This window comes from Dissulfurimicrobium hydrothermale, from assembly GCF_022026155.1.
GTDB lineage: Bacteria > Desulfobacterota > Dissulfuribacteria > Dissulfuribacterales > Sh68 > Dissulfurimicrobium > Dissulfurimicrobium hydrothermale.
On record NZ_CP085041.1, the window covers coordinates 1268781 to 1293392 of the forward strand.

A 24612-nucleotide genomic window follows, 5' to 3' on the forward strand; every position below is an offset into this window, starting at 1 on the left:
GTGATCACTAAATGAGAAAGACAACGTCTCTAATCAGGTGGATCTCCGCCGCGTTCCTGGTTGTATTTTTCGTTAGCCTCGTGTCAGGTTGTGGTAAAAATATTTTCAGCCGCAATGTAAAGAAGACCGGAGAGGAGGAGATGCCGTTTTCGTCTCTGTATCCAACAAGCAAGGCAAGCAGAGGCAATGAAAAGGAGATGGTCATGGAGGCCATGTACGACTATGAAAGGGGGCTTTATTCAACAGCTGCCGAGCAATTTCAGAAGATAAAAGACCAGTTTCCTTTCAGCCCTTATGCCACATTGGCCGAGCTTCATTTGGCGGATTGTAAATTTTATGAGGGTGAATATGAAGAGGCTGTAACCCTTTACGAAGAGTTTGAAAAGCTTCATCCCAACAATGAAGTTGTCCCTTATGTGATCTATCAGGAAGGTAGATGTTACCACAGGCTCATGTCAACTGCAGATAGGGATCAGACGGATACGCGTAAACTCATTGAGACCTATGATCGCCTTTTAAAGCGCTTTCCCAATAGCCCTTATAGCTTTGAGGCAAAGAGGCGCATAAAAGAAGCCAGGCAGATGTTGGCGGAACATGAGTTGGTCGTGGCCCGTTGGTATATACGAACCGGGCAGTATCCACAGGCAAGGGCGCGTCTTCAAAATGTCCTAGATCTATACCCTGATACTCCTGCAAGCATTAGTGCTCAAAAGCTATTGTCAAAGATAGCTCATTCAGGCACAAGGGCAGATCGGGTTGCGGGTGGGCGCGAAAAAAGGGGCTGGATATATAGGCTGTTTCCATTTTAGCCATAAGGCCTTATCAACGATCGGCGCGGATTGATTTTATAAGGTCTATAAAGGCGAGTGCAAGCGGCGACAGAGTTCTGTCTTTACGCCATAGGAGATAAAATCTACGCCGGAGATCCACGCCTTTTAGTGAGGCTGCATGAAAGATGCCCGTGCGGATTTCTTCCTCGACCGCCTGTCTTGAGATTATCGCAAGACCGAGTCCGGCCTTTATCGCCTGCCGCACTGCCTCTGTACTCCCTATCTCGGCTACTATATTTAATCTGTCAAAGCAAGGCCATCCTGCGGACGTAAGCGCCCTTTCCGCTGCCAGCCTGCTGCCCGATCCCTTTTCTCTGACTATGAACGGTTCATATAAGACGTCGTTGAGGTCTATCTCGCTTAAACCGTCTAGTCTATGGCCTTTTGGGACGATCAACACCATTTGATCGTCCATGCATGGCTCAAATATCAGCTCAGGTCTTTCCAGACATGCACCTGCAATGCCTAGTTCTATCTCTCCGGATGCAACCATATCGATGATCCCTGCCGTATCACTGATGCGGAGGACAATGTTTACGTCTTTTCGTGAGGTCTTGAATCGTCCAATGAGGTCTGGCAGTAGATATTGGCCGGGTATATTGCTGCCCCCGATGCGTAATCGTCCGCTTTCACCTTTTACAAAGGCACTCATTGCCTCTTCGGCCTCGGCTACGAGATGGAGGATCTGTTTGGCATATGGATAAAGCGCCTCCCCGGCCTTTGTAGGCAGCACTTCCTTGCCCGTTCTGTCGAACAACTTGGTGTTGAGCGCCTCTTCAAGGGCCTTTATGTGGCCGCTGACAGTGGGTTGAGTGAGATATACAGCCCTGGATGCGCCGCTGAAGCCTTTTTCTTGCCATACAGCCAAGAAGATTCTGAGTTGATGGATATCCAACATAATCTATTATATCTTATTTTGATCTCGGTCAGCAGCCCGATAATAATTTTGAATAAATACCTCGGCCTTTAAACAGGTTATACGGCCCGATATAAAAGACAAGGCCTTATTTTAATAATGATATCAATGACGCCTAGTCGTTGCAGCGGCGACTTCATCGACTTCTTCCAGGTCGATGTAGATCAAGAGTCCTGTTATGTTATTGTCTGGATAGATATCGCCGAAGAGTCTAATATATCTCTTTATCTGTTCGAGATCGGTCCGTTTAGAGCCGCTTGAGGTTTTGAATTCACCGATCAGGATGCCTGCATCGCTCTTGATCACCCTGTCAACCCTGGATATTTCTCCGTTTTCATCGGCGACCTCCATCTCAACCGAGATCTCCGCGCCATCTCCCGGCCAAAAAAGTCGCCTTGCAGCCGGAAGGCAGATGGTCCTTGCTGTTTTGGCTATCCACATATGTATTTCATCTGTCGGGAATCCCGCAAAGATATCTTGGTTTTTTAGCATGATCCTTAGATATGACTCAACCGCGGTAGGTTCGCATCCTGTTTTGATCGGTCCGTTCAATAGGGACAACAGCCTGTGAACTGAATCTCCGATCCTGGCGGCATATCTCCTTGCCGCATCCGTCATGGCCTGGACATCTCTTTTTTTCAACAAATGCTGCCAACCAGGGTGTTTTTGTAGCCAATATTCCATGGCTTGCCCTGTCTCAGCTGTCCCCCTATTATCATCTCTAGTGTCCGCAAAGACTTCATGGATTTCGGGGCGTCCTAGTGAGAGGATGCCGTCACTCGGTTGCCAGACCATCTCCAAAAGGTCCTTGAGTCTATTTTTGCCACCCCCCAGTTTGGGCGGCACCAGCATATAAAGTTCATTTTCAGCCCTTGTGACAGCTACATAGAGGGTGTTCAGTTCATCGAGCCATGTCATTTTTCTTTCGTTTTCATACAGCCTTTTCAGCCCTGGCGAGAGCCCGACAAGTTTGGCCGGCAGCTTTAATACCTTAAGCCCTTCATCGGACTGTTCTACAATCCTTATCTTACTGCTGTTTACTGAGAGCCCGATAAAGGGCAGGATCACCACCTTCGATTGGAGCCCTTTTGCCTTGTGGATCGTCATGACCTTGACCGCATCAACCGAGGCGGCCCCTTTTAAAATAAATGGCTCATCCGGTCCATGCCTTATCCAGGACAGGAGGCCGGAAAGTCCGGTGTCCAGAGATTTTTGATGAAATATCTCAAGTAGGTGCAAAATGGCAGGCCAGTGCCTGGTAAACCTGGTCTTTAATTCAAGATCCTTGACGATATAGGTGGTAAGTTCATATGGCGTTAGATATCCCGAAATATCTATCAGTATTTTCAGTACAGCCTGCCAGAATCTCGGGGCCTTCTTTTTTATCTTGCTGTAAAGTGGTTGATCTCTGTCCGGTCCTATCGATTCCAAAAATCTCCATGGGTCTATTCCGACCGATGTCTTCCACCTGTCTTCGATGATCTTGCCTGTGACAACCGCCGAAAGGGCATGGTCGTCGGCAGGATTGTCGAGAAAGTTTAAAAATTGAAGGATTTCACGTACTATACCGTCTTGTCTTATATCCATCTGGCGATTCGATAGGACCGCTATGCCAGCCCGAGAGATAGCATGGGTAAATATTGCGGCCTGGTTGTTGTCTCTCACCAGTACATAGATATCCTGAGGCCTGTTGCGTCTCAATATGTCATCTAGCAGGACCAAGAGCCGCATTGCCGCATCCTCAATGGCTGTTTTGGTGTCTTCCGCCTCCTCTAAAAATTCTATCCTTACATAACCACCATTTTTTTTGCCATTCCGTCCTGGTGGCGGTTTTTGGGCGGCACTTGAAAAGCAGGAAAAGTCTGAATTAAAGCCAAGTTTTTGGTCTTCAGTCCATCTTTTCAGACAATCAGGGTCAAAGAGACTTGCCGTAAAATCCAAGATGACCTTTCCGCTTCTCCAGTTGTGGGGTAGTGCGATATTGAGTACGCCGGATTCAACGATACCTTTGAGGCTGTCAGGTTTTTTTTCAAAGACGTCCCTGTCGCTTCCCCTCCAGCGGTAGAGTATCTGCTTCACGTCGCCTACACAGAATAACGATCCACCTTGAGAGAGGGAGTTTTCTATCAGTGGTGCCAGCCCTTGCCACTGGATGAGGCTTGTGTCTTGGAATTCATCGATCAGGTAGTGAAAGAGCCTTTCTCCAATCCTAAACTCCAGCTCAGAGACGATGAATTTATCGTGCATCTTCTTGACCAATCTGGCGATATCGCTAAAAAAGAGGACATGTGATCGCTTCTTGGATAGGGCCAGTTCTTTCTTCCAATATTTCAAAAGGATTATATATGGAAATGACTCTTCTGTGGCCCTCGAGACAGCATATCGCCTGACTGTATCCCTTATCTTATGCCATGCCTTCATAAATTCTTTGGTTAACCGACGGCGGTCGCAGCGGTTGCATATGTCCCCCGGATCATCTTTTGCTAGATATTTGCTCGACAGACCGCCCGCTACGTCTCCGCACGCGATCTTATTTAAGGCGTCGAACGCCTTCTTGTTCAGCGTTATCCCTTGGGCGTCGGCAAGTCTCATGATCTCTGCCGCCTCATCGCTCAAGAGGTTTGTCAGGGCATGGATATTTTCTGGACGGCGGCCTTCATCAAGATCGGCCCCATATATGCATTCTATTTCATAGAGGTCCATGATCTCTTTGAGGATGGCGTCTCTTGGCCACCAGCTTTTATGGTCTTGAAAGGAAAGATAGTGCAGCACTGCTTTTTTTAGGAAGGCGGCTGCCTTTTCATTCTCTTTGGCAGAGACAAGTAGCACGTCCATGGCGGCTTCATAAAATGGTTTGGGAAATTCAGTCAGTTCATCCTGTTCCGTAAGGCCTAATTCTTGAGGTGCAGCTTTGACCAGTTTATAGAGGAAGCTGTCGATAGTCTTTATCTGCCATTTATCATAGGCATTGATGATTTCATCCACCAGCGCGTGTGCCCTATGTCTTGCCTCGTCTTCGGTTAGATCCGTCAGTTTCAAGACCTCGTCCATTGTCTCGGCATCTCCAAGGGCCATCTTTTTTAGAAAGAGCAGGATCCGCCTTTTCATTTCGGCAGTGGCCTCCCTGGTGAAGGTGATGGCCATGATGTTTTCGAGTATGTTATGGGGGATCTTGGCTGAAAGCAGCAATTGGATGAACCTCATGGCAAGGAGATGGGTCTTGCCCGCACCTGCCGAGGCGCTTACGCGTAATATATGCGGAAACTTCAATTCACTGTCGGACGGGAGCGGATTCATGGTTTTCAACTGTTGATACTTGCAATTAACCGGGGCTGGAATAAAATTTAATTATGTTTTGATCATCAATTTCAAAAAGGATAAACAACCTATGAAAAGACTGCAAGACGCACCATTTCCCTTGATCGCATTTTTTGTCACTGTCCTTGTCCTGTTTTTCTGGACCCAAGATGCCCTTTGTGTGGTTATAGACAGGGTGGCGGCGGTAGTCAATGGGGACGTGATCACCCTCTCTGAGTTGGAGAGATATGCAGAGCCGATACTTAAAAAGTATATGACAAGTGACATTGCACAGGATGAAAGAGAGGGCAAAAAGGAAGAGATACTCAAACAGGTCCTTGCACAGTTAATAGATGAGCGTCTTGTCGAGGCCGAAGTCAAGAGACTTGGCATCAAGGTCAGCGACAAAGAGGTGGATCTTGCAATCGACAGGATATGCAAAGAAAATAATATGACTTTGAATGATCTGAAGAACAAACTCTCTTCCGACGGCATTAAATGGGAGGACTATAGTAACGATATAAAAAAACGCATTGAAAACTCACAGCTTGTAGCTTCTCAAGTCCATTCGAAGATCGTCGTGACCGATGAAGAGGTGCTTTCATATATTAAACGCAACGGACAAGGGTCTTCCTTTGAAAACAAAGGATCCGGTGGAGACGTATTTTATGTATTGGAACAGGTGCTGATATCACCCAGAGATCCAGGTGATCCAAGATCAAAGGATGAGGCGCGAAAAAGGGCGGAAGAGGCCCTGGATGCATTAAAGAAGGGCCGAAACTTTGAAGATGTTGCGCAGGAATATTCATATCCGCCTCTTGATAAGGCAGGTGTCTATCTCGGCACATTTGCAAAGAGAGATATGTCCAAAGAGATACAGGATGCGGTCTGCAAACTGAAGGCCGGTCAGTTTACGGGCATAATAAACAGCCCACAGGGTTTCCAGATTGTGGGGGTCAAGGAGATCACCAAAAATCCTGCAGGACAGATCGATAAAGAGAAGATGGAGACTATCCGTGAGGAACTTTATCGTAAAAAATTGAATGCGAGATTTGAAGAATGGCTGAATGATTTAAGATCAAAGGCCACTATAAGGATACTCCTTTAACCTAAGATATTTAGATGCACGGGATCTTGAAGACAGATGCGGTTATCCTTTCTGTAAGCGATCTTGGAGAGTCCGATAGGCTTGTTACCTTTTATACGCCTGGAAACGGTAAGTTCAAAGCTGTAGCTAAAGGTGCAAAGAGGAGCCGCCGTCGTTTTTTAAACGTCCTTGAACCATTTACGTTGATAAGGCTTGGTGTTGTGCCGCCCCGCACAGACGGTTTGGGCCATGTAGATGCCGCAGAGGTATGTGAAAGCTTTCCAGCTATCAGGGCGGATATGCAGCTCTTTTGCATGGCCAGTCTTTGTTGCGAGATGGTGGATAGGTGGACAAGGGAGCTCGATCCGCACAGAGAGGTCTTTCATCTCCTTGTTTGGTGTCTGAAGGCGTTGGATTCGACATCGTCTCACAAAAAGATCGCGCTATTTTTTAAAGTGAAACTCTTGGGTCTTGTAGGCTATGCCCCTGACTGGACAAAATGTTCTATGTGCAAGGACGTTCCGGTAGGTAAAATCGTCCAAGTAACGCTTAAAGATGGCGGTTTTATATGTGAAGGCTGTGCCAACAGGGGGAGCGAGGCAAGGGTAGTCTCGCTCGGTACGCTCAAGACCCTCCATCACATTCAACAAAGGCCTTTAACTGCACTTGGGAGGCTTATAATCTCCGATTCGGCGTTGACAGAGGCATGGGCCTTGATCAAGGCGCTCCATTCATACCGTCTGCATATGACCCCGCTTGCATATCATGTTATAGAGGGGTGTGAAAGGCGTTCATGGCATTTAGGCGGCCGGTAGAGTGCGGCTGCGCCTGAATGAAAACGAGTACGAGACCTCTGCGCCAAAGAGTATCGCCATCCAGCTTATGAGGAGCCATAGTAGAAAGACAGGTATAGCGCCTATAGATCCATAAAGAATGGAATATATGAAGACCTTTCTGGTGTAGATGCTGTATAATTTCGCCGCAGCGAGCCAAAGGATGCCGCCGCTCAAGGCCCCGGCAACAGCCGCTTGGGATTCGACTTTCGTGTCAGGTATAAAAAAATAGATGCACCAAAGAAATATCCAGATAGAAAATAACGGCGCAAGCCTTAGTAATTTGAATATATGAAGGTATTTTAAGACTAACAGCGCCAGCTCGTGTGATGCGAGAAACGCCCTTGCTATGACGGGCATGGCGATCAGCATCGGGACAAATGTAAGGGCTGTTAGATATACTATCCCTTTTCGCCAAAAGGGTTTGCGGCTCTTGACCTTCCATATGTGGTTCAATATATCTTCAAGTTCTATTACAAGCATGACCGCTATAAGAAAGAAGAACAAGAAGCTGAACATACCCAAGGGGGCCTCTTGTGTCTTTTGGATAAGATTTTCTATGGTCTCGAATACGATTTTTTGGCGGCCTGGTGCAAGTATTTCTGAAAGATATCTGAAGAGTAGTGGTTCAAGATATGTCAGATCGCCGAAGAAAAAATGAAATAGCGAGAAGGAAAGGGAAAGGGCCGGGATCAACGTGAAGATGGTTGTATAGGTAAGTGCCTGTGCAGCCATTATACAGCGGTCGTCGATGAATTTTTTTGATGCCAACTTCAATGTCAGCCAGATATCCTTGGATAGCTGCATCGACATGGCAGTATATCGCATACCACAAATCCCTCTTGGAAATTTCTAGTTTAGATCCCTACACCATGAATGGATATCGTACAAGGTACTGTTTATATCTGACCCTGTGTATTGGGTCAAAGAGCAGGCGGCAAACTTCCGCGAGATACAAAGACCGGTTGGCTGTAAGCCGCCCGGCCTTTTGCTTTTAAGAGAAAAAGGATTTTTGTGTGGTCTTTTATATCCGTTATATCCGTTGCATCTGTGGACGTTTGACATTCAGCCATGTCTTGAAATCGGCGAGTGTCGGAACAGTGCTTGCTACAGATACGATTATCGCCGCCAGATATGGAATGGACTGTATAAGCAATACTGCGATCCAGGTCAACACCTCAAGGTCGCTGCCGCCGTAGAATACGAAGATATTGCACGCCGCCAGCATCAACAAGAGAAACATAAGCCCTTCTTCGCGCGCCATGAGTATTCCCTGTATTAATGGCGGTCTTGATTCGTCCTTTGGGGTTCGCAAAAAAGGCTGTTTGGATGTAATCAACCCGCGGAAGACCGCCTTGGCGATCGTGTGCGTCAGGGACATGCCTGCTATAGCAGCCCCTATCCTTTGGGGCAGGGTACATGGAACACGTGTCTTGTACAAGGCCAGGCTGTGCGTGATCTTGAAGGCGAATATACCAAGGGTCGGGACGATGAATGCCGCAAGCGGAAACTCGAAATATTGCGGCCATACAACCAGTCCAGCGGTCCAGCACAGCCCTGCAAAGGTAAATATCATGTGTAGGGCGTCGGCAAACCATGGCAGCCAACCCATGGCAAAGTGATATTTTTGGGCCATGGTTAGACCCCGTCCCTTTTTAAGGTCGGGTACAAGCCACCGCCAATGGTGTTTTATTATCTGCATGGCACCATATACCCAGCGGAAGCGCTGACCCTTATAACCGGCAAACGTGTCAGGCGTGAGTCCGCGGCCGAAACATTCATTTACATATACAGATTCATAGCCAGCATGGAGCAGTCTCATGCCGAACTCGGCATCTTCGCATATACACCATTCAGACCACTTGCCGATTTTATCGATCACCTTTTTCCTTATGAGCGTCATGGTGCCGTGTTGGATAATGGCGTTCCGTTCATTCCTGTGCACCATGCCAATATGGAAAAAGCCATTGTATTCCCAATTGCACATTTCTTTAAATAGGTTCCCCTCCCATCCCCTTTGGTCCTGCGGGGCCTGGACAAAGCCGACGGACGGCCTGTCAAAATGCGGAACAAGCGACCTCAACCAGTTTGGCTGTACTATATAATCGCTGTCTACCACGCCTATGATTTCAGCCTTTGGATCTGTCCGAGTCAAGGCAAAATTTAACGCCCCGGCCTTGTATCCAGGCCATCTGCCAAGGTGGAAGAATTTAAATCTGCGTCCCAGATGTTTGCAGTGTTTCTTGACAGGCTCCCACAGCCTTGCATCATAAGTATTGTTGTCTATTACAAGCACCTCATAGATTGGATAATCGAGCCTCGCCAGGGAGTTGAGCATCTGTATGACCATGTCTGGAGGCTCGTTGCAGACGGCGACATGCAGTGAGACCATAGGCCAATATCTGTCATTAGATCCATTGTAAGACAGAAAACGGCGCCTCAAATTCGGTTTCCATATCATCTCTGTCATCTCGAAGCCGTTTATCAGCACTACCATAAGGAGACCGAACTGGGCTGGAAGGAGTACGCCCCACATGATTTCGCTGAACAAGGGGAGATCGTCCACTATTGGCACAAAGGCCGTCCACGCCATTAAAGAGGCAGCAGCCTGTATCAAAAAGGCGAAGACTGCCTGGCCCAGGGGTCGTATCTCTTTAAAATGTATGAAAAACCAAAGGATGGGAAAGATGGCCAAGGCGAATGCGAGTCCTGCTTCCATGGGCCAGAGTGGATTCTCAAGGATGTCGCCCTGCATCGGGAACTTAGCCTGGCGCTCTACATTAAAGATGCCCCAGTGTGCACCGACAGAGCCTTCAAGTGGGAGTTTCCAGGGCTGATCAAACGCCTCCATTATAAAGTAGTCAAGTTGTTGTCGGCTTGCCACGTTTAGAAACTCGCGGACGAATTTCGCCTCGTTGATGACGCTTGGTTTTGCAGGCCCGCGCCTGGAGCCGGCGCTTGGCCAGCCCACCTCGGCGAGCAGTATGTGTTTTCCTGGAAAGGCATTTTTTACCTGTTCATATCTGCTCATGACCCAGTCGACCGCCCGTTCCGCAGGCACACGTTCCCAGTAAGGAAGGACGTGTATGGCTATATAATCCACATGTTGGGCAAGCTCTTTGTGGGCAAGCCACACATGCCACGGTTCAGCAGTGCTTACAGGGACCTTAACCTCTTTTCTCACCCTTTCGATATATCGGATGAGTTCCGGTACAGTAAGGTCTCCGCGCAGCACTGATTCATTGCCCACAATGACCCGTTCTATATTGTCGTATTTCTTTGCGCTTCTTATTAGGTTCGCTATCTCGCGTTCATTGTTGGCAGGACGTTTGTCAAGCCATGCCCCTGCCGTGACAGTAAGGCCGTATTTTTTGGCAAGGCGCGGGACCTCCTCCATGCCGTTTATTGATGAGTATGTACGGATGCTCGAGACCTTACCCTTAAGGAGGGCCAAGTCCCTGTCCATCTCTTTTACTACCGTTGGAAATTTGTCCTTGAACGGGTCTTCCCATTTTTGATAAGGTGAATAAGAGACACCGGCTACGATGCCGTTCCATGGTTCATCCTGTACCGGTCGATTAAGTCCGGCCCATAAGAGGAGATTCCCCCCGAGGATGAACAGTAGGATCAATGTGCCCGTCCTTCCTAATTTTTTGCCGCAGGTCAAGACAGTCCTTGCTATCTTGGCGGATAACTCCTTTAGATGAGGGATCAATAGCATCTTTTTTGACATGGGTTGTTCCGTTTCTATGGGTTAGTTTGACCGATTGGTCATAGAGTAACGATCTTGAGATGTGAATTTATCTTAGATGTTAGATCTAGTTATGGCGTCTTTTAAAAAATTTTTCTTCTAGTATAATTAATGTAGGTCCAATGCTAGCACTTTTTTAAAACTTGTCCAGTGGTTTTTTTTAATTTGTTTGGCTTTAGGCATATCTAACATATCTAAATATCCATATTTATCCATATTCCGGCAGAGTTTGTTTATCTGTTCAGAAAAAGGAAATTGTTTTAGTTTCGCTGGTTCTCAGTTTACTGTAGACAGGTTTGTATAGGAATAACAAGATATTTTTTTTATGATAGGCCCTTTATTAAGGAAGGCCATTGATGCCGAATCATTTATTAAAAACAATTGACATCTTGCCTTCTGTCTCTTCTTTTGTATTGGCAAGGCGTAAGGATACTGGCGGATTCGCTGCTACTCCGAGGCTTCCAGCCACTATCGAAGATACATATCACGCCGTCAACATCTTCGGGCTTATCGACAAATTTTACCGCCATTGTACAGTGACCCCAGATTATTACCCAAAAGAAGACGGCGCCCTTCTGCGCTATTTTTCCATCCCTTTCCATTCGCTTCCCGACGACCCGAAGACCGTTTTCCGGTTCCTCAAATGCCTTCGTATCATCGGCCTCGATATAGACGACGACGCCATTTTATCTTATGTGTCTGCACAGCTAAACACGCCTTTTTCCCTGCAAAGATGGTATTATCTTGCAAGGATATTGAATGAGGTGCTGGATGCAGGATCAGCATTTGTCGGTATCGTTTCAAAAGGTCCTAGGTATTTTACATGGCGGACTGTTGATGAGGCGCGTATGGGTCTATATCTTGCGAGGATAGGTTGCGGAATCGAGCTTGATGAAATCAAGATGGCCCAATGGCTCAAGGATTGTCAGAATGAAGACGGTGGTTTCGGTTTTTTACCACAAACTACATCTTATATAGAAAATTGCCATTTTTGTCTGGACACCCTTTTATCTCTCGGTGTTGCCCCGAAAGACGCGGATGCCGCATTCGATTTTATAATGGGCTGTCATACAGCGGTTGGTGGTTTTGCCAGAAAGGGGGCGGCCGCTCCTTTTCTTGACGCAACATGGCACGCCGTGGCAAGTCTTTCGCTTATTGCATTGAGCCGTTGGTTGAGTAAATAACAATAAAATTAAGGAGAATTGAGCCATGGATGAATTGAAAGGCATAAAAATAGATGCCTGTCCCCATTGTGGGTCTGGCAGGCTTCAGAGTCCAATGGCCATGAAGGGGCCTGCTGTTTCAGCTGCTATAGATCCTGTCTGTGGTATGACGGTGGATCCCGGTAAAACACCATTTAAATACATCTATGACCAAAAGACCTATTATTTTTGCAGCAAGGGCTGCGAAATAAAATTCGCCAAAGACCCTGATATGTATCTTGACCCGGACCGCAAAAAAAGTGGGATGGAAGAGGCGCCGCCTTGCGCTATCTATACCTGCCCCATGCACCCCGAGGTGAGACAGGCAGGGCCGGGGATATGCCCGAAGTGCGGCATGGCACTTGAACCGGAGACCTTCAGCCTTGAGGAGGAAGATGATTCGGAATTAAAAGACATGACCAGGCGTTTCTGGCTTGCACTGGTCTTTACTGCGCCCCTGTTTGTAATAGCCATGTCCCATATGGGTCACGGCATGTCTTTGGGCGGGTTTCTGCCCATGGCCTTAAGTCCGTGGGTCGAGCTCATCCTTTCAACGCCGGTCGTCTTTTGGTGCGGCTGGCCCATTCTGGAGAGGGCCTTTCAGTCTGTAGCAAGCCGCAATCTAAATATGTTCACTCTTATCGGGATCGGGGTCGGTACCGCATGGATTTACAGCCTTGTCGCAACCCTGGTTCCGGATATTTTCCCTCCATCATTCCGCACGGAAGGCGGCCAGGTCCCTGTATATTTTGAGGCAGCTGGTGTCATAACGACGCTTGTCCTTCTCGGCCAGGTGCTTGAGATCAGGGCCAGAAAGGGCGCAAGCGGTGCGATAAGGGCGCTTCTGGGGCTTTCTCCCAAGACGGCAAGACTGGTGCGCCCTGACGGTTCTGAAGAAGATGTGTCCCTTGATGCAGTCAGAATCGGAGACCGCCTGAGGGTGAGGCCTGGCGAAAAGATACCTGTGGATGCAAGGGTTGTTGAGGGCGCAAGTCATGTGGATGAGTCCATGATTACAGGTGAGCCCATGCCGGTTGAAAAAGGGGCCGGGGACAGTGTGATAGGCGCGACCATCAACACCACCGGTACCCTCCTTGTCGAGGCGGAGCGGGTGGGGAGCGAGACACTGCTTGCGCAGATCATAAAGATGGTGGGTGAGGCCCAGAGGAGCCGCGCCCCTATCCAGCGGGTTGCTGATATGGTTGCAGGCTATTTTGTGCCCGCAGTGGTACTCTCTTCTGTTATAACATTTGCGGTCTGGGCCCTTTTCGGGCCAGAACCTCGAATGGCCTACGCCATCCTGAACGCCGTAGCCGTTCTGATTATAGCCTGCCCGTGCGCCCTTGGCCTTGCAACGCCCATGTCCATAATGGTCGGTACAGGCCGGGGGGCGCAGGCTGGGGTCCTTATAAAAAATGCCGAGGCCCTTGAGGTCATGGAGCGCGTTGACACCCTTGTTGTTGACAAGACCGGGACCCTTACTGAAGGGAGGCCGAAGCTCATGGGCGTAAAGGCCTTGGAGGGTTTTGATGCAGATGATGTCTTAAGATGGGCCGCCGGGCTTGAGCGTTCAAGCGAACACCCGCTGGCTGATGCGATTATTAAGGGGGCGATGGAACGCGGCCTTGAGCCGGCAGATGTTGGCGATTTTAAGGCCGTTCCTGGTAAGGGCATAATCGGCAGGATCGGCAGCAGAGAGGTCGCGCTTGGAAATCAGAATATGATGGCAGGGTTAGGCCTTGATGTGAGGCCGCTTTTTGATGAGGCCGAGAGGTGTCGCACCGAGGGTGAGACAGTTATATTTGTGGCTGTGGACAGGCGTCTTTGCGGGATTTTGGGTGTGGCCGACCCGATAAAGGCGACAAGCGCCGAGGCCGTAAGGGCGCTTCGTGAGGACGGGGTCGATCTGGTCATGCTCACTGGGGACAGCCGCACCACGGCTGAGGCCGTCGGACGCAGGCTTGGCATAGACAGGATTGAGGCAGAGGTCCTGCCGCAACAAAAAAATGAGGTGATAAAGAGGCTTAAAGACCAGGGCAGGATTGTAGCCATGGCGGGCGACGGCATAAACGACGCCCCGGCTCTTGCTATGGCTCATATCGGGATAGCAATGGGCACAGGGACGGACGTCGCGATGGAGAGCGCAGGCATAACCTTGGTAAAAGGCGATCTCATGGGTATCGTAAAGGCAAGGAGGCTGAGCCGTGTAACTATGCGCAATATCCGTCAGAATCTGTTTTTTGCATTTATTTACAACTCCCTCGGCGTTCCGGTCGCGGCAGGTGTGCTCTATCCATTTTTTGGCATACTCCTGAGCCCAATGATCGCAGCCGCGGCCATGAGTTTCAGCTCGGTGTCCGTCATTACCAATGCCTTACGGCTTAAGAGGCTCGATATCTGATGAACTCGCTGTATAACTTAGGATTTCGGCTTGATGCTGCGTTGCTTGTTGGCGAAAAATGCTCACATACAGAGAGGGTAGACACAGGGGTCTGCCTTCTACATGTTTTTTGTCTTCCTCGCGCCTTGTCTGAAGCCGAATTTTCGTTTTACAGTGGGTTCCAGCCATCCCAATTTTGACTTTTTACGGGTCTATCATATCTGATCCGCAGCACTAACCTTGCGAAAGATTGAGATACCATGCGGTGAGTTCGTTTCCGTAGAAGATGGTGATCATAGCTGCCAATGCCAGAAAAGGGCCATAGGGTATGGCTGTACGTCGCTCGGCCTTTTGCATGAGGATGAGAACGATCCCTGTCACCGATCCAAGCCCCGCACTTATAAATACCACAAGCGGTATGGCCTTCCAGCCCAGAAACGCCCCTATCATCGCGAGGAGCTTTATGTCCCCGCCGCCCATGCCTTCCTTGTGCGTAAGGAGATAATAGCCCCCGGCCACCAGATACAACACCCCTCCTCCCAAAAGTATGCCGATAAGGGAGTCATACCATTTAAGATCGGCTAAGAAGAAAGATGAGATTAGACCCAGGGCAATCATCGGCAGCGATAAGACATCCGGTATTAGCTGGTGCTCAAGATCAATAAATGTGATGATAATCAGTGTTGCCACAAAGCATGAATAGATGAAAAAGTCCGGGGTCAAGTTGAATTTTCGCCATAGCAGCAGGATTGTCACGCCTGTAAGCGCCTCTACAACAGGATACTGGAATGATATCCTTGCGCCGCATGAGCTGCACTTTGCCCTCAATATAATGAAACTCACAATTGGGATGTTTTCCCACCAGGTAAGTCTGTGTCCGCATTTCATACATGCCGAACCAGGTTTGACAACAGATCGCCCTTCCGGAATGCGGCAGATACAGACATTTAAAAAACTTCCTATGCAAAGCCCAACTAGAAAGATAGAAATTTGCAACAATATGTCATTTAAATGGTTCATAATCTTCTATACCTTTAGCACATTTAAAAATGCCTCCTGTGGTATTTCAACCTGCCCCACCTGTTTCATACGTTTTTTACCCTCCTTTTGTTTTTCAAGAAGTTTTCTTTTTCGTGTTATATCACCTCCATAACACTTAGCTGTAACATCTTTTCTAAGTGGTGCTATACGTTCTTTGGCTATGATCTTATTACCTATTGCGGCCTGAATTACAACCTCAAAAAGTTGTCTTGGTATTTCTTTTTTAAGTCTTTCAACAATATCTCTTCCTCGGTAGTAGGCTTTATCTTGATGCGTTATAATAGAAAGGGCATCTACCGGCTGTTTGTTAATTAGTATGTCCATCTTTATGAGTTTTGCCTGCCTATAATCTATAGGTTCATAGTCTATAGAGGCATAGCCCCTTGTGATTGATTTTAAACGGTCGTAGAAATCAAGTACTATTTCGTTAAACGGCAATTCATACTTGAGTACAACCCTGCTTTCCGTGATGTAGCGTATGTCGATCTGCCTACCCCTCTTTTCATCGCAAAGTGACATAATGGGACCGACGTATTCCCTTGGTAGGTATATTTCCATTCTTACATAAGGTTCGGCGATGAACGCTATCTTGTCTGCCCTCGGCATCTCAGCCGGGTTGTGTATGTGCAATACCTCTCCACTGGTGAGATGAACGTCATATGAGACTGATGGGGCGGTGCTTATGATCGGCAGGCCATATTCCCTTTCCAGGCGTTCCTTGATTATCTCCATGTGCAATAGGCCTAAAAAGCCGCATCTAAAACCAAAACCAAGGGCGGTTGAGCTCTCCGGCTCGTATGAAAAGGCTGGATCGTTAAGCCAGAGTTTTTCAACCGCTTCTTTCAGTTGATCATATTCAGCCGAGTCTACTGGATAGAGGCCACAAAAGACCATGGGCTTTACAGGTTTAAAGCCAGGAAGTGGTTTAGCCGCCTGGCGCCTATCTTCTGTTATAGTGTCACCGATCTTGGTGTCTCTCACCTGCTTTATGGCCGCGGTCAGAAAACCTACTTCACCCGAAGAAAGCGTCTCTACATCCTCTGGGTTTGGGGTGAATACCCCTAGCCTTTCTACCTCGTATGTTTGACCTGTGGCGAGCATGCGAATGCGCATCCCGCGCCTGAGCACCCCGTCAACTACCCTGATGAGCACCACCGCGCCTTGATAAGAATCAAACCAGGAATCGAAGATTAGGGCCCTCAAAGGGGCATTGGGATCACCCTTCGGCGGCGGGATCCTTGCCGCGATCGCTTCGAGTATCTCTTTTACACCGAGCCCGGTCTTTGCGCTTGCCATAAGGGCCTGGGATGAGTTAAGCCCAATGATGTCTTCTATCTCTTTTGCTGTCTTTTTGGGATCTGCGCTTGGCAGATCTATCTTATTCAGGACCGGGATGAGCTCCAGGTCGTTTTCAAGGGCAAGATAGACATTTGCAAGGGTCTGTGCCTCCACGCCCTGTGTGGCGTCAACAACCACTAGTGCACCTTCACATGCGGCAAGACTCCTTGAAACCTCATAGGAAAAATCTACATGCCCTGGTGTATCTATAAGATTAAATATATAATGATGGCCGTTGTCAGCCTTGTAATTCAGCCTTACGGTCTGAGATTTTATAGTGATGCCCCTTTCTCTTTCAATATCCATCTTGTCAAGGTATTGTTCACGCATCTCTCTTGAGGTTACTGCGCCGGTGATCTCCAGGATCCTGTCGGCCAGTGTGGATTTTCCGTGATCTATATGTGCTATGATGCAAAAATTACGTATGCATTCAAGATCTGTCATGGTATCATCCCTTTACTTTTTATTTGGTGAAGGATAAATTTTGATGGCGTCGCAGAAAGTCGCCGAGTGCCGTGCTGCGCTACAGCTTTCGTCACTGCGGTGCACAGGAAGTACGCCTTATTTCTTAGGATCTGCGCGTCTTGCATTTGACGATTTTTGCTTAGTTATAGTATATAACGACTTTTTACAAGACCATCAATTTTTAAAGATTAGAAAATATTTGCCGAATTAGAATAAAAGACAATAACATAAATATAAAAAAATAATTTAGACAGTCGCCATGTCTAAGTGCTGGTCATTATGAAATTGCCGTCATTGCCGTTGAGTTTAATCAGAAAGACCAAAAGCCATGTGCTTGGTGTTGATATAGGTTCTCATTCCATAAAGATAATCGAATTGGTTGCAAGCGGCGACAAGGTCATTCTCAAGAAAATGGGACGTGCACTTGTCCCGATTGGTGCAATTAAAGACGGTATCATAGCAGAAGACAGGGCGGCACTGACAGATGTCTTGAAGGCCCTTTTGGACAACCTCAAACCAAAATCCAGACTCGCGGCCACGTCAATCGCGGGCTATTCCGTAATCGTCAAAAAGGTTCGTGTCCCGTACACAGATGAAAAAGAGATAGAAGAGAATCTTGATATAGAGGCCGAGAACTACGTGCCGTTTGAGATAACCGATGTCTATATGGATTTCCACATGCTCAGATCATCCGATGCGGAAATCCCAAGAAAGCAAGGGACTGAGATATTTCTGACAGCGGCAAAGAAGGAGATAGTCGACAGTTATGCGGCCTTGATGCAGGATGCTGGCCTTACGCCAGCAGTGGTTGATATAGATGCATTCGCCTTGAGCAATTCTTTTGAAGGCGTTTACAGTGTAACTGATCCGGTGTGTTTAGTGGATATAGGCGCCCGCAAGACAAATTTAAATATAGTTAACCATGGGATACCGCTTTTTGCGCGAGACATATCGATGGGCGGTGCACAGATAACAGAGGCCTTTCAGGAGGCGGGTGGGATTTCATTTGAGGAGGCTGAAAAGATCAAGATGGCTGGAGGTCCTGAAGAAGGGATTATGAGGCAGTTTTCCCTTATAGTCGACGAGATCTGCAATCAATGGGGCCAAGAGATAAAGAAGATACTAGATTTTCACTGCTCCAATTCGCCTGAAGAAGATTGGCCTGGACGTATTTATTTAAGTGGCGGGGCCTCGCTCATGAAGGGTTTGCCAGACAAGATATCACAGATTACCGGCCTTGAGACCTTGGTGTTCAATCCGTTTCAGGGCGTGGTTTTTGATAAATCAATAGATATCGACTATGCATATTCAATAGCGCCTCAAATGGCGATAGCCCTTGGGCTCGCGCTTAGGGATTCATAAAGATGATAAAGATCAATCTGCTACCTGTAAGAGAGTGGTGCAGAAAAGAGTCTGTCAGGAAACAGGTATCAATATTTTCACTTTCCTTTATTCTGCTCTTGACCATCCTCGGTGGGATATGGATAACCATTCAAGGCCGGCTGAATTCGCTTAGACAGGAGCTTAATTCATTGACCGAGGCAAAGGCGCATCTTATCTATGTAAATAGGGCATTAGTCGAGGTGGAAAAGAAGCGACAGATCGTTAAAGAAAAGTTCAGCGCGATCGAGGCATTACAGAAAGACAGGACGAGGGATGTTGAGGCCTTGGACAAGATGGTTGGGTCGATACCCGTAGACAGGCTTTGGCTGACAAAGATATTTCTAAATGATCAGATAATGAAATTGAACGGCGTGGCAATGGACAATCAGACGGTAGCCCTTTTCATGAAACGTCTTGAGACCGTGCCGATGTTTTATGCGGTCAACCTTACAGATACAAAACGGGCTGATTATCAAGGCCATAAACTTATGGATTTTGAGATCCAATTAGGCGTCAAGACGGCAAGAGATATGCTTCAAAAGGACAAAGGCAGGAAAGAGGATAAGAAGGGAATATAAGTGAAAACAGGCAAGATAAAATTTGAGATACCTCAGAGGTTTCTGCAATTTGTTTTAAACCTGGAACTATGGCAAAAATTGGTGATCCTGGCAGGTTCCTGGGTGATTCCGATAGCGATTTTTTGGTTTTTCATCATCTCCGGTGACCTCCAGGAGTTGACGAGATTGTCAGAAGATATCCCCAGATTAAGAGATGAAGTCACAAGGCTTGAGATCCAAAAGGCGAAGATCCCTCAGATCGAAGAGGAGCTCAGGTCGATGCAGACCCTTTTATCCGAGGCCTTGAGGCTCTTGCCCGAGAAGAAAGACATTCCATCGGTATTGACCGAGATATCAAACTTGGGAAACGACGCCAGGCTTGAATTTAATCTCTTTAGTCCGCAGACTGAGGTTTTGGAAAGATTTTATGCGGTTATACCTGTCAAGATGGAATTCACTGGTTCATTTTTTGACATTATGGGATTTTTTGACAAAGTAAGCCGCATGGGCCGGATAGTTCAAATGAGAGAGATAAGCATGGACAATCCCAGACAGGGTAGAGATGTCTGGAGCCTGAAGGGTCAGCGGCATCCAGCGCACCCTGGAGATAAAGCGGACAGCGCCGCCGACAATGCCTGGGTTGAGACCCAAGGTGGCGGGGGGTGGATTGTTGATGTGAAATGCCAGGCGGCAACCTTCCGTTTTTTGAGTGAAGATGAACAAAAGGCTATTGCAGCCGCAGCCAAAAATAAAAAAAATAATGGCAAATAACAAGGGTGACAAGAAGTAGTCATGGATAAAAGACACATAGGTATACATACTAAGGGGCTTCTTGCGGTTTTGGCCGCGGCTGTTTGTGTATGGATGTGTGCAGGCTGTGAAAGTAAACCTACTATAGTCGTTACCCAGGTCCATCCAAGGAAGGCGAGCTCAGCGGATTTGAAGGATATGGAGGAGAGGCTCCGGAAACTGCTTGCGCCGCTTCCATACGCCTATGACCCAGAGGGGAAGCCCGATCCCTTTCAACCGTTTATCAGGGCCCAGGTTGCCAAGAGAGGGGTTGAGAAGGCCTGCGCGACACCACTTGAGTGCATGGATTTAGGGCAGCTGAACCTGACAGCGATTGTCACTGAAACCGGCGGTAAGAAGATAGCGATGGTACAGGACGCCTCAGGAAAGGGATACATCATAAAAAGGGGGGTTAGGATCGGCTATAATAAGGGTGTCGTAAAGGACATCCTTTCAGACCGGGTGGTAGTTGAAGAGGAAATCGAGGATATGAGAGGGCGGCCGCTTGAAAGAGAGAGGGTTTTGCCACTGCATCCGGAGGGACAATAATGGTTCGGCAAATGAGGGTACGGTTTTTTTTGGGTTTTCTGCTCATGATCTCCCTGATGTTCGATACGCCTCTACATGTAGGTATGTCGGCTTTATATGCCCAGACACAGGCTCAGACAGATGTCTCATCGTGGCTGAATGACCTGCAGAGACGTGCACCCCAGGGATTGGACAACCGGCAGAATGTCGATGGTGTTTCGCCAGCACCCAATCCCGTAAGGTCTGCTGCGCTCATAAGTGTTGATTTTTATAAGACTGATATACATAACGTATTCAGGCTTATCGGCGAGGTAAGCGGCAAAAACATAGTTGTTGATGAAGATGTAAAAGGTGACTTGACCCTTTCCCTACAAAATGTGCCGTGGACATTCGTATTGCAGGTCGTTAAGAGCCTCAAGGGGCTTGAAAGCATCGAACGTGATAATACCATCATGATATATCCTGCGGGCAAGAAAGTTGCGTGGGTGGGCGAGAGTGGCATGTCGGGGCTCGGGAGTCTGGATATGACGCTCAAGTCTATGCCGGCGAACAGGCTGGTTGTGGAGTCAAGAGCTGGATATCAGACCCCGATGGGCCAGATAACAAGGGCGGAAGGGCTTGTCAAAGACGCCATCGAGGCTGAAAGGCAGGGTGAGTTTGATAAGGCCTTTGAATTGTATAAAAGCGCATCTGATATGTGGCCTGAAAATACAAGCCTTGCCAAGAAGGTGGCTTCAATGGCGCTTGGCCGTGAAGACGATGAGCTTACAGGATTGAATTATGCAAGAAAGGCCTTGAGCTTTACTCCTAAAGACAGCGAGGCTGCAACCTTTGCGGCTATAGCCCTCGCCCGAATGGGGAAAAATACAGAGGCAAGGGCCTATTTTGAAAAGGCGATCAGCGTTGACAAACCCTCTCTCAAGACGCTTTACAACTATGCAGTGTTTTGTTTTTCCCAAGGTCTTTATCGAGATGCCCTTCGCGTTATTAACCGTATTGAGAATAACTATTCGATTTCTCCCGAGATGATGATGTTGAAAGGCGAGGTCTATGAAGGCCTTGGCAGTACCAGGGAGGCGATCGCCGAATACAGGGCGATTATAAACGCTGGACATGGGGTCCCTGATGACATCTCGCAACAGGCCAGGGCGAGACTAGATCGGCTTACAACCCACGCAGGCGGATTTCATTGAATCTTTAAGCGGTTTGGAGGATTGGGTATGGGAGAAATCCATTTTAAATTTAAAGAAAGGCCGGCGGCAAGATACAGTCTTATTTTTTTATGTCTGTTTTTTGTGATGATTGCCTATGGCTGCGCAGTAAATACAGACAGTGTGCAGAAGAAACCCTTTGCCGCTGCAGTGGACATAGAGCAGGTTGCAATACCGCATAGTGCTAATGCGGCAGATGGTTCGTCTCTCGCCGCCGGTGCCCATAATACAGGTGGTGCGGCGGCTAAGGTCTATCGTCCTGGTGTGATGTGGCAGCCTGCGTATTCCGTCGGAGATGTCGCAATCCAGACAAACGAGGCCAAGCTCTCCGCCATGCCTGTGGGTGCAGATATCCACACGAGGGGCGGCAGAGTGAGGTTGGGCGATGCAGTAAGACAACTTGCCAAATTAAAGGGTATGAGCGTCAATTGGGCGAGCGACGTCAATCAGGATCTACCGGTCGAGGTCAACATCAATGCCGATGATGACTTCTGGAAGGCCCTTTCAGGCATATTGAGACAGCTTGATTACTTTTACGAGTTCAAAGATAACACGATAACAGTAAGATATAAAGACACAAAGAGATTTTATCTACCCATGCCGTTTATGGAAACTTCATACAAGACAAGCGTAGGTGGGGATTTGTTGGGTGGTGCAAGTGTCTCTGGTGGCAGCCAAGGCGGTTCGGGCGGCGGTGATAAACTGAAGGCCGTGCTTTCTTCTGAACATGATAGTGATAAGGTGGATATCTGGGTGTCTATCAAGAAAAATCTTGACAAGATACTCAATCTTGCTACTGCGCAGGCCCAGCAAAAGATAGGCGGCGAGCTTACGCCTGAAGAGGAGGACAGGATCAGGGCGCTTTGCGAGCAGCAGTTTCCCCAAATGCCGGCTGAACAGGCCTTGTGTCTTGAGAAGGCTAGGTCTGAAAGAAAGATGGCCTTTTTGATTAAGGGGTCCGAAACGGACTCTAGTAAACAAAAAGTAAAAGTCAAACCAGGTGATGCTACGGATAAACTCGGCGAAAGGGAAGGATATTATTATACAATAGATAAACCGCTCGGCATTGTCACCGTCACGGCACCTAAATCAATACTTGAGCAGGTTGAAAACTATTTCAATACGCTTAAAAAAGAGATGTCCAGACAGGTTGTTATAGAGGCGAAGATCGTCGAGATATATCTCAACCAAAATTCTCAGCAAGGCATCGACTGGACTGGCCTTCTTAAGAATTCGCCGTTTGATTTCAAGGTGACATTCGGCAATGGCGGTGTTGTTGTCCCAAAACAGGGTACGAAATTTATCGGCAAGCTTACAATGGGAGACAAGGCCTTCACCCTTCTCCTCAACGCCATTGGAGAATATGGTCATACGAAGGTCCTGTCCGATCCAAAATTGACCTTGATGAACGGCCAGAGCGCGATGATGACCGTCGGTACGAGCATAAGTTATCTGGCAAAGGTCACTTCAACCATAAACAATAACATCGGTGGCGGCGGCCAGACCACCTATACGACGGAGACTGGAAATGTTCTTTCAGGTGTCGGATTGGGTGTAATGGCCAATATTTCATCGGATGATGAAGTGGTTTTGCAACTTACGCCTGTAACCTCAAAATTGGAGAAAGACCCTCCGGATCAGGTAGTTATCGGGAGTCAGGCGACAGGTTTTGCACAAGTCGGGCTTCCCAGAGTTTTTATGAGGGAATTGACCACAGTGGCCCGCGTGAAGAACGGCCAGATACTAGTCGTTGGCGGTCTGATCGATGAAAATATAGAAACCAATAACAGCGAAGTCCCTTTGCTTGGCGATGTGCCGCTGATCGGCAGGCTGTTCAAGAATACTCAAAAAACTACGCAAAAAAGGGAGCTTGTCATTTTACTGAGACCGGAAATCGTGAATCTTTAAGAGACCCCCTGCTTCCCTTTTAAGACAGGGGGTATGTCTGGGGTGGCATTTAATTAAACAGCAGGTGTGGCAGGTCATTTATGTGGCAAGGCACCAGTCAATGTCTGGATAAATCCCTCATCAGGTATCGTTGAGGTCAAGGCATTCCCTGTTCAAACCCTTCGGGCGCAAACATTTCAGCTATACACAGAATCATGGATGCCTGCCTGCCGGCAGACAGGATTGATGCCATTGCCTTGCATCATTAATTCAAAAAGCGCTATATTAATTTATAAATAAAGGTGTTTTATTTTTATTGGCATGTTTCAGCTGGGAGTGTTAATTCTCTATCTTTAAAATTCAAATAAATACATTAATCAAGGTACTTTAACTTATTGACAATTTAGGACGTTGCTGTTTAATATTTTTTAAATTTCAGGTGAATTATGGGTGAGTTGACAAGCGACAGATCCATAACGAGATTCGGCGTCTCCATACCATCAGATCTCATTAGAAATTTTGATGATTACATTAGGGCACGTCAATACAGTAACAGATCTGAGGCGATTCGCGACCTTATTCGGGAAAAATTGATAGCACAGGAATGGGAGAGGGAAGTACAAGGCAAGGAGGTGGTCGGGACCATCACCTATGTCTATGATCATCATAAGCGGGAACTTGTAAATTCAATCGTTGATATTCAGCATGATTTTTCGGAGCATGTCATAGTATCGCAGCATGTCCATTTGGATCACAGTAATTGCCTTGAGGTCGCCATAGTCCGCGGCAAGGCAGGGGCCCTGGAAGGCCTTGCCGATAAATTGAAGGCCTTGAAGGGTGTCAAACATTGCAAGCTCACCATGACTACTACAGGGGCTGATCTTAGTTAGTTGTGTCCCTGACGATCCGTCATTTCCGCGAAAGCCTGGATCCATATTTGTTGATCTTCATTGGATTTCTGTTTGTGCAGAAATGACAAATCTAGATTTTTAGAGGTCCCTTTGGGATATTTTACGGCATGTCCTGTTTATTTACCGGCAGAATATATCTTTCAGATTTTAACAAAATGATCAGTCACAAAGGTCGAGTCATATTTTCACGATTCAGGAGCCATAGA

18 protein-coding genes are annotated in these 24612 nt (G+C 47.6%); 12 read left to right on the forward strand and 6 right to left on the reverse strand.

Annotated elements, in window-relative coordinates:
• Positions 1-11: 11 nt before the first annotated feature.
• Positions 12-809, forward strand: a complete 798-nt coding sequence (locus LGS26_RS06125; protein WP_237887943.1) for an outer membrane protein assembly factor BamD — start codon at positions 12-14, stop codon at positions 807-809.
• A gap of 13 nt (positions 810-822) precedes the next feature.
• Here LGS26_RS06125 and LGS26_RS06130 read toward each other — a convergent pair whose 3' ends face one another.
• Positions 823-1728, reverse strand: a complete 906-nt coding sequence (locus LGS26_RS06130) for a selenium metabolism-associated LysR family transcriptional regulator (protein ID WP_237887945.1) — start codon at positions 1726-1728, stop codon at positions 823-825.
• Positions 1729-1851: 123 nt separating this feature from the next.
• Positions 1852-5043, reverse strand: coding sequence for a UvrD-helicase domain-containing protein (locus LGS26_RS06135; protein WP_237889884.1), 3192 nt, complete (start codon positions 5041-5043; stop codon positions 1852-1854).
• Positions 5044-5134: 91 nt separating this feature from the next.
• On the opposite strand from LGS26_RS06135, the gene LGS26_RS06140 reads away from it, so the two are divergent.
• Both LGS26_RS06140 and recO read left to right on the forward strand, forming a co-directional pair.
• A complete protein-coding gene (locus LGS26_RS06140; protein WP_237887947.1) occupies positions 5135-6151 on the forward strand; it encodes a peptidylprolyl isomerase in 1017 nt (338 codons plus the stop codon).
• Positions 6152-6165: 14 nt separating this feature from the next.
• On the forward strand, positions 6166-6945 hold the full coding sequence (gene recO, locus LGS26_RS06145) for a DNA repair protein RecO (protein WP_237887948.1): 780 nt from the start codon (positions 6166-6168) through the stop codon (positions 6943-6945).
• On the opposite strand, the gene LGS26_RS06150 is transcribed toward recO, so the two are convergent.
• Both LGS26_RS06150 and LGS26_RS06155 read right to left on the reverse strand, forming a co-directional pair.
• A complete protein-coding gene (locus tag LGS26_RS06150) occupies positions 6931-7791 on the reverse strand; it encodes a YihY/virulence factor BrkB family protein (protein WP_237887950.1) in 861 nt (286 codons plus the stop codon). The two genes, recO and LGS26_RS06150, sit on opposite strands and share 15 nt — an antisense overlap.
• 205 nt (positions 7792-7996) lie before the next feature.
• Positions 7997-10696, reverse strand: coding sequence for a glycosyltransferase (locus tag LGS26_RS06155; RefSeq protein ID WP_237887952.1), 2700 nt, complete (start codon positions 10694-10696; stop codon positions 7997-7999).
• A gap of 374 nt (positions 10697-11070) precedes the next feature.
• Here LGS26_RS06155 and LGS26_RS06160 point away from each other — a divergent pair, with 374 nt between their 5' ends.
• The gene (locus LGS26_RS06160) at positions 11071-11898 is read left to right on the forward strand and encodes a prenyltransferase/squalene oxidase repeat-containing protein (protein WP_237887954.1); all 828 of its coding nucleotides are present in this window, start codon (positions 11071-11073) and stop codon (positions 11896-11898) included.
• 94 nt (positions 11899-11992) lie between these two features.
• Positions 11993-14317, forward strand: a complete 2325-nt coding sequence (locus LGS26_RS06165; protein ID WP_237889885.1) for a heavy metal translocating P-type ATPase — start codon at positions 11993-11995, stop codon at positions 14315-14317.
• Positions 14318-14530: 213 nt separating this feature from the next.
• On the opposite strand, the gene LGS26_RS06170 is transcribed toward LGS26_RS06165, so the two are convergent.
• Together LGS26_RS06170 and lepA are read right to left on the reverse strand one after the other, a co-directional pair.
• A complete protein-coding gene (locus LGS26_RS06170; RefSeq protein WP_237887956.1) occupies positions 14531-15316 on the reverse strand; it encodes a prepilin peptidase in 786 nt (261 codons plus the stop codon).
• 6 nt (positions 15317-15322) lie between these two features.
• Complete coding sequence (lepA, locus tag LGS26_RS06175; protein WP_237887958.1) at positions 15323-17119, reverse strand: translation elongation factor 4; 1797 nt, start codon at positions 17117-17119, stop codon at positions 15323-15325.
• Between the two features lie 300 nt (positions 17120-17419).
• On the opposite strand from lepA, the gene pilM reads away from it, so the two are divergent.
• The 7 genes from pilM (at position 17420) to nikR (ending at position 24385) form a co-directional block, all read left to right on the forward strand.
• On the forward strand, positions 17420-18502 hold the full coding sequence (gene pilM, locus LGS26_RS06180) for a type IV pilus assembly protein PilM (RefSeq protein ID WP_237887960.1): 1083 nt from the start codon (positions 17420-17422) through the stop codon (positions 18500-18502).
• Between the two features lie 2 nt (positions 18503-18504).
• The gene (locus LGS26_RS06185; protein ID WP_237887962.1) at positions 18505-19101 is read left to right on the forward strand and encodes a PilN domain-containing protein; all 597 of its coding nucleotides are present in this window, start codon (positions 18505-18507) and stop codon (positions 19099-19101) included.
• On the forward strand, positions 19102-19851 hold the full coding sequence (locus LGS26_RS06190) for a type IV pilus inner membrane component PilO (RefSeq protein WP_237887964.1): 750 nt from the start codon (positions 19102-19104) through the stop codon (positions 19849-19851).
• A gap of 21 nt (positions 19852-19872) precedes the next feature.
• Positions 19873-20418 (forward strand): pilus assembly protein PilP, encoded by a 546-nt coding sequence (locus LGS26_RS06195; protein WP_237887966.1) that lies wholly within the window; start codon positions 19873-19875, stop codon positions 20416-20418.
• Complete coding sequence (locus LGS26_RS06200; protein ID WP_237887968.1) at positions 20418-21590, forward strand: tetratricopeptide repeat protein; 1173 nt, start codon at positions 20418-20420, stop codon at positions 21588-21590. Before LGS26_RS06195 ends, LGS26_RS06200 begins: the two co-directional genes overlap by 1 nt.
• Positions 21591-21617: 27 nt before the next feature.
• Positions 21618-23516: a pilus (MSHA type) biogenesis protein MshL gene (gene mshL, locus LGS26_RS06205; RefSeq protein WP_237887970.1), complete on the forward strand. Its 1899-nt coding sequence runs from the start codon at positions 21618-21620 to the stop codon at positions 23514-23516.
• Positions 23517-23941: 425 nt separating this feature from the next.
• Positions 23942-24385 (forward strand): nickel-responsive transcriptional regulator NikR, encoded by a 444-nt coding sequence (gene nikR / locus LGS26_RS06210; RefSeq protein ID WP_237887972.1) that lies wholly within the window; start codon positions 23942-23944, stop codon positions 24383-24385.
• The last annotated feature ends 227 nt before the right edge of the window (positions 24386-24612 follow it).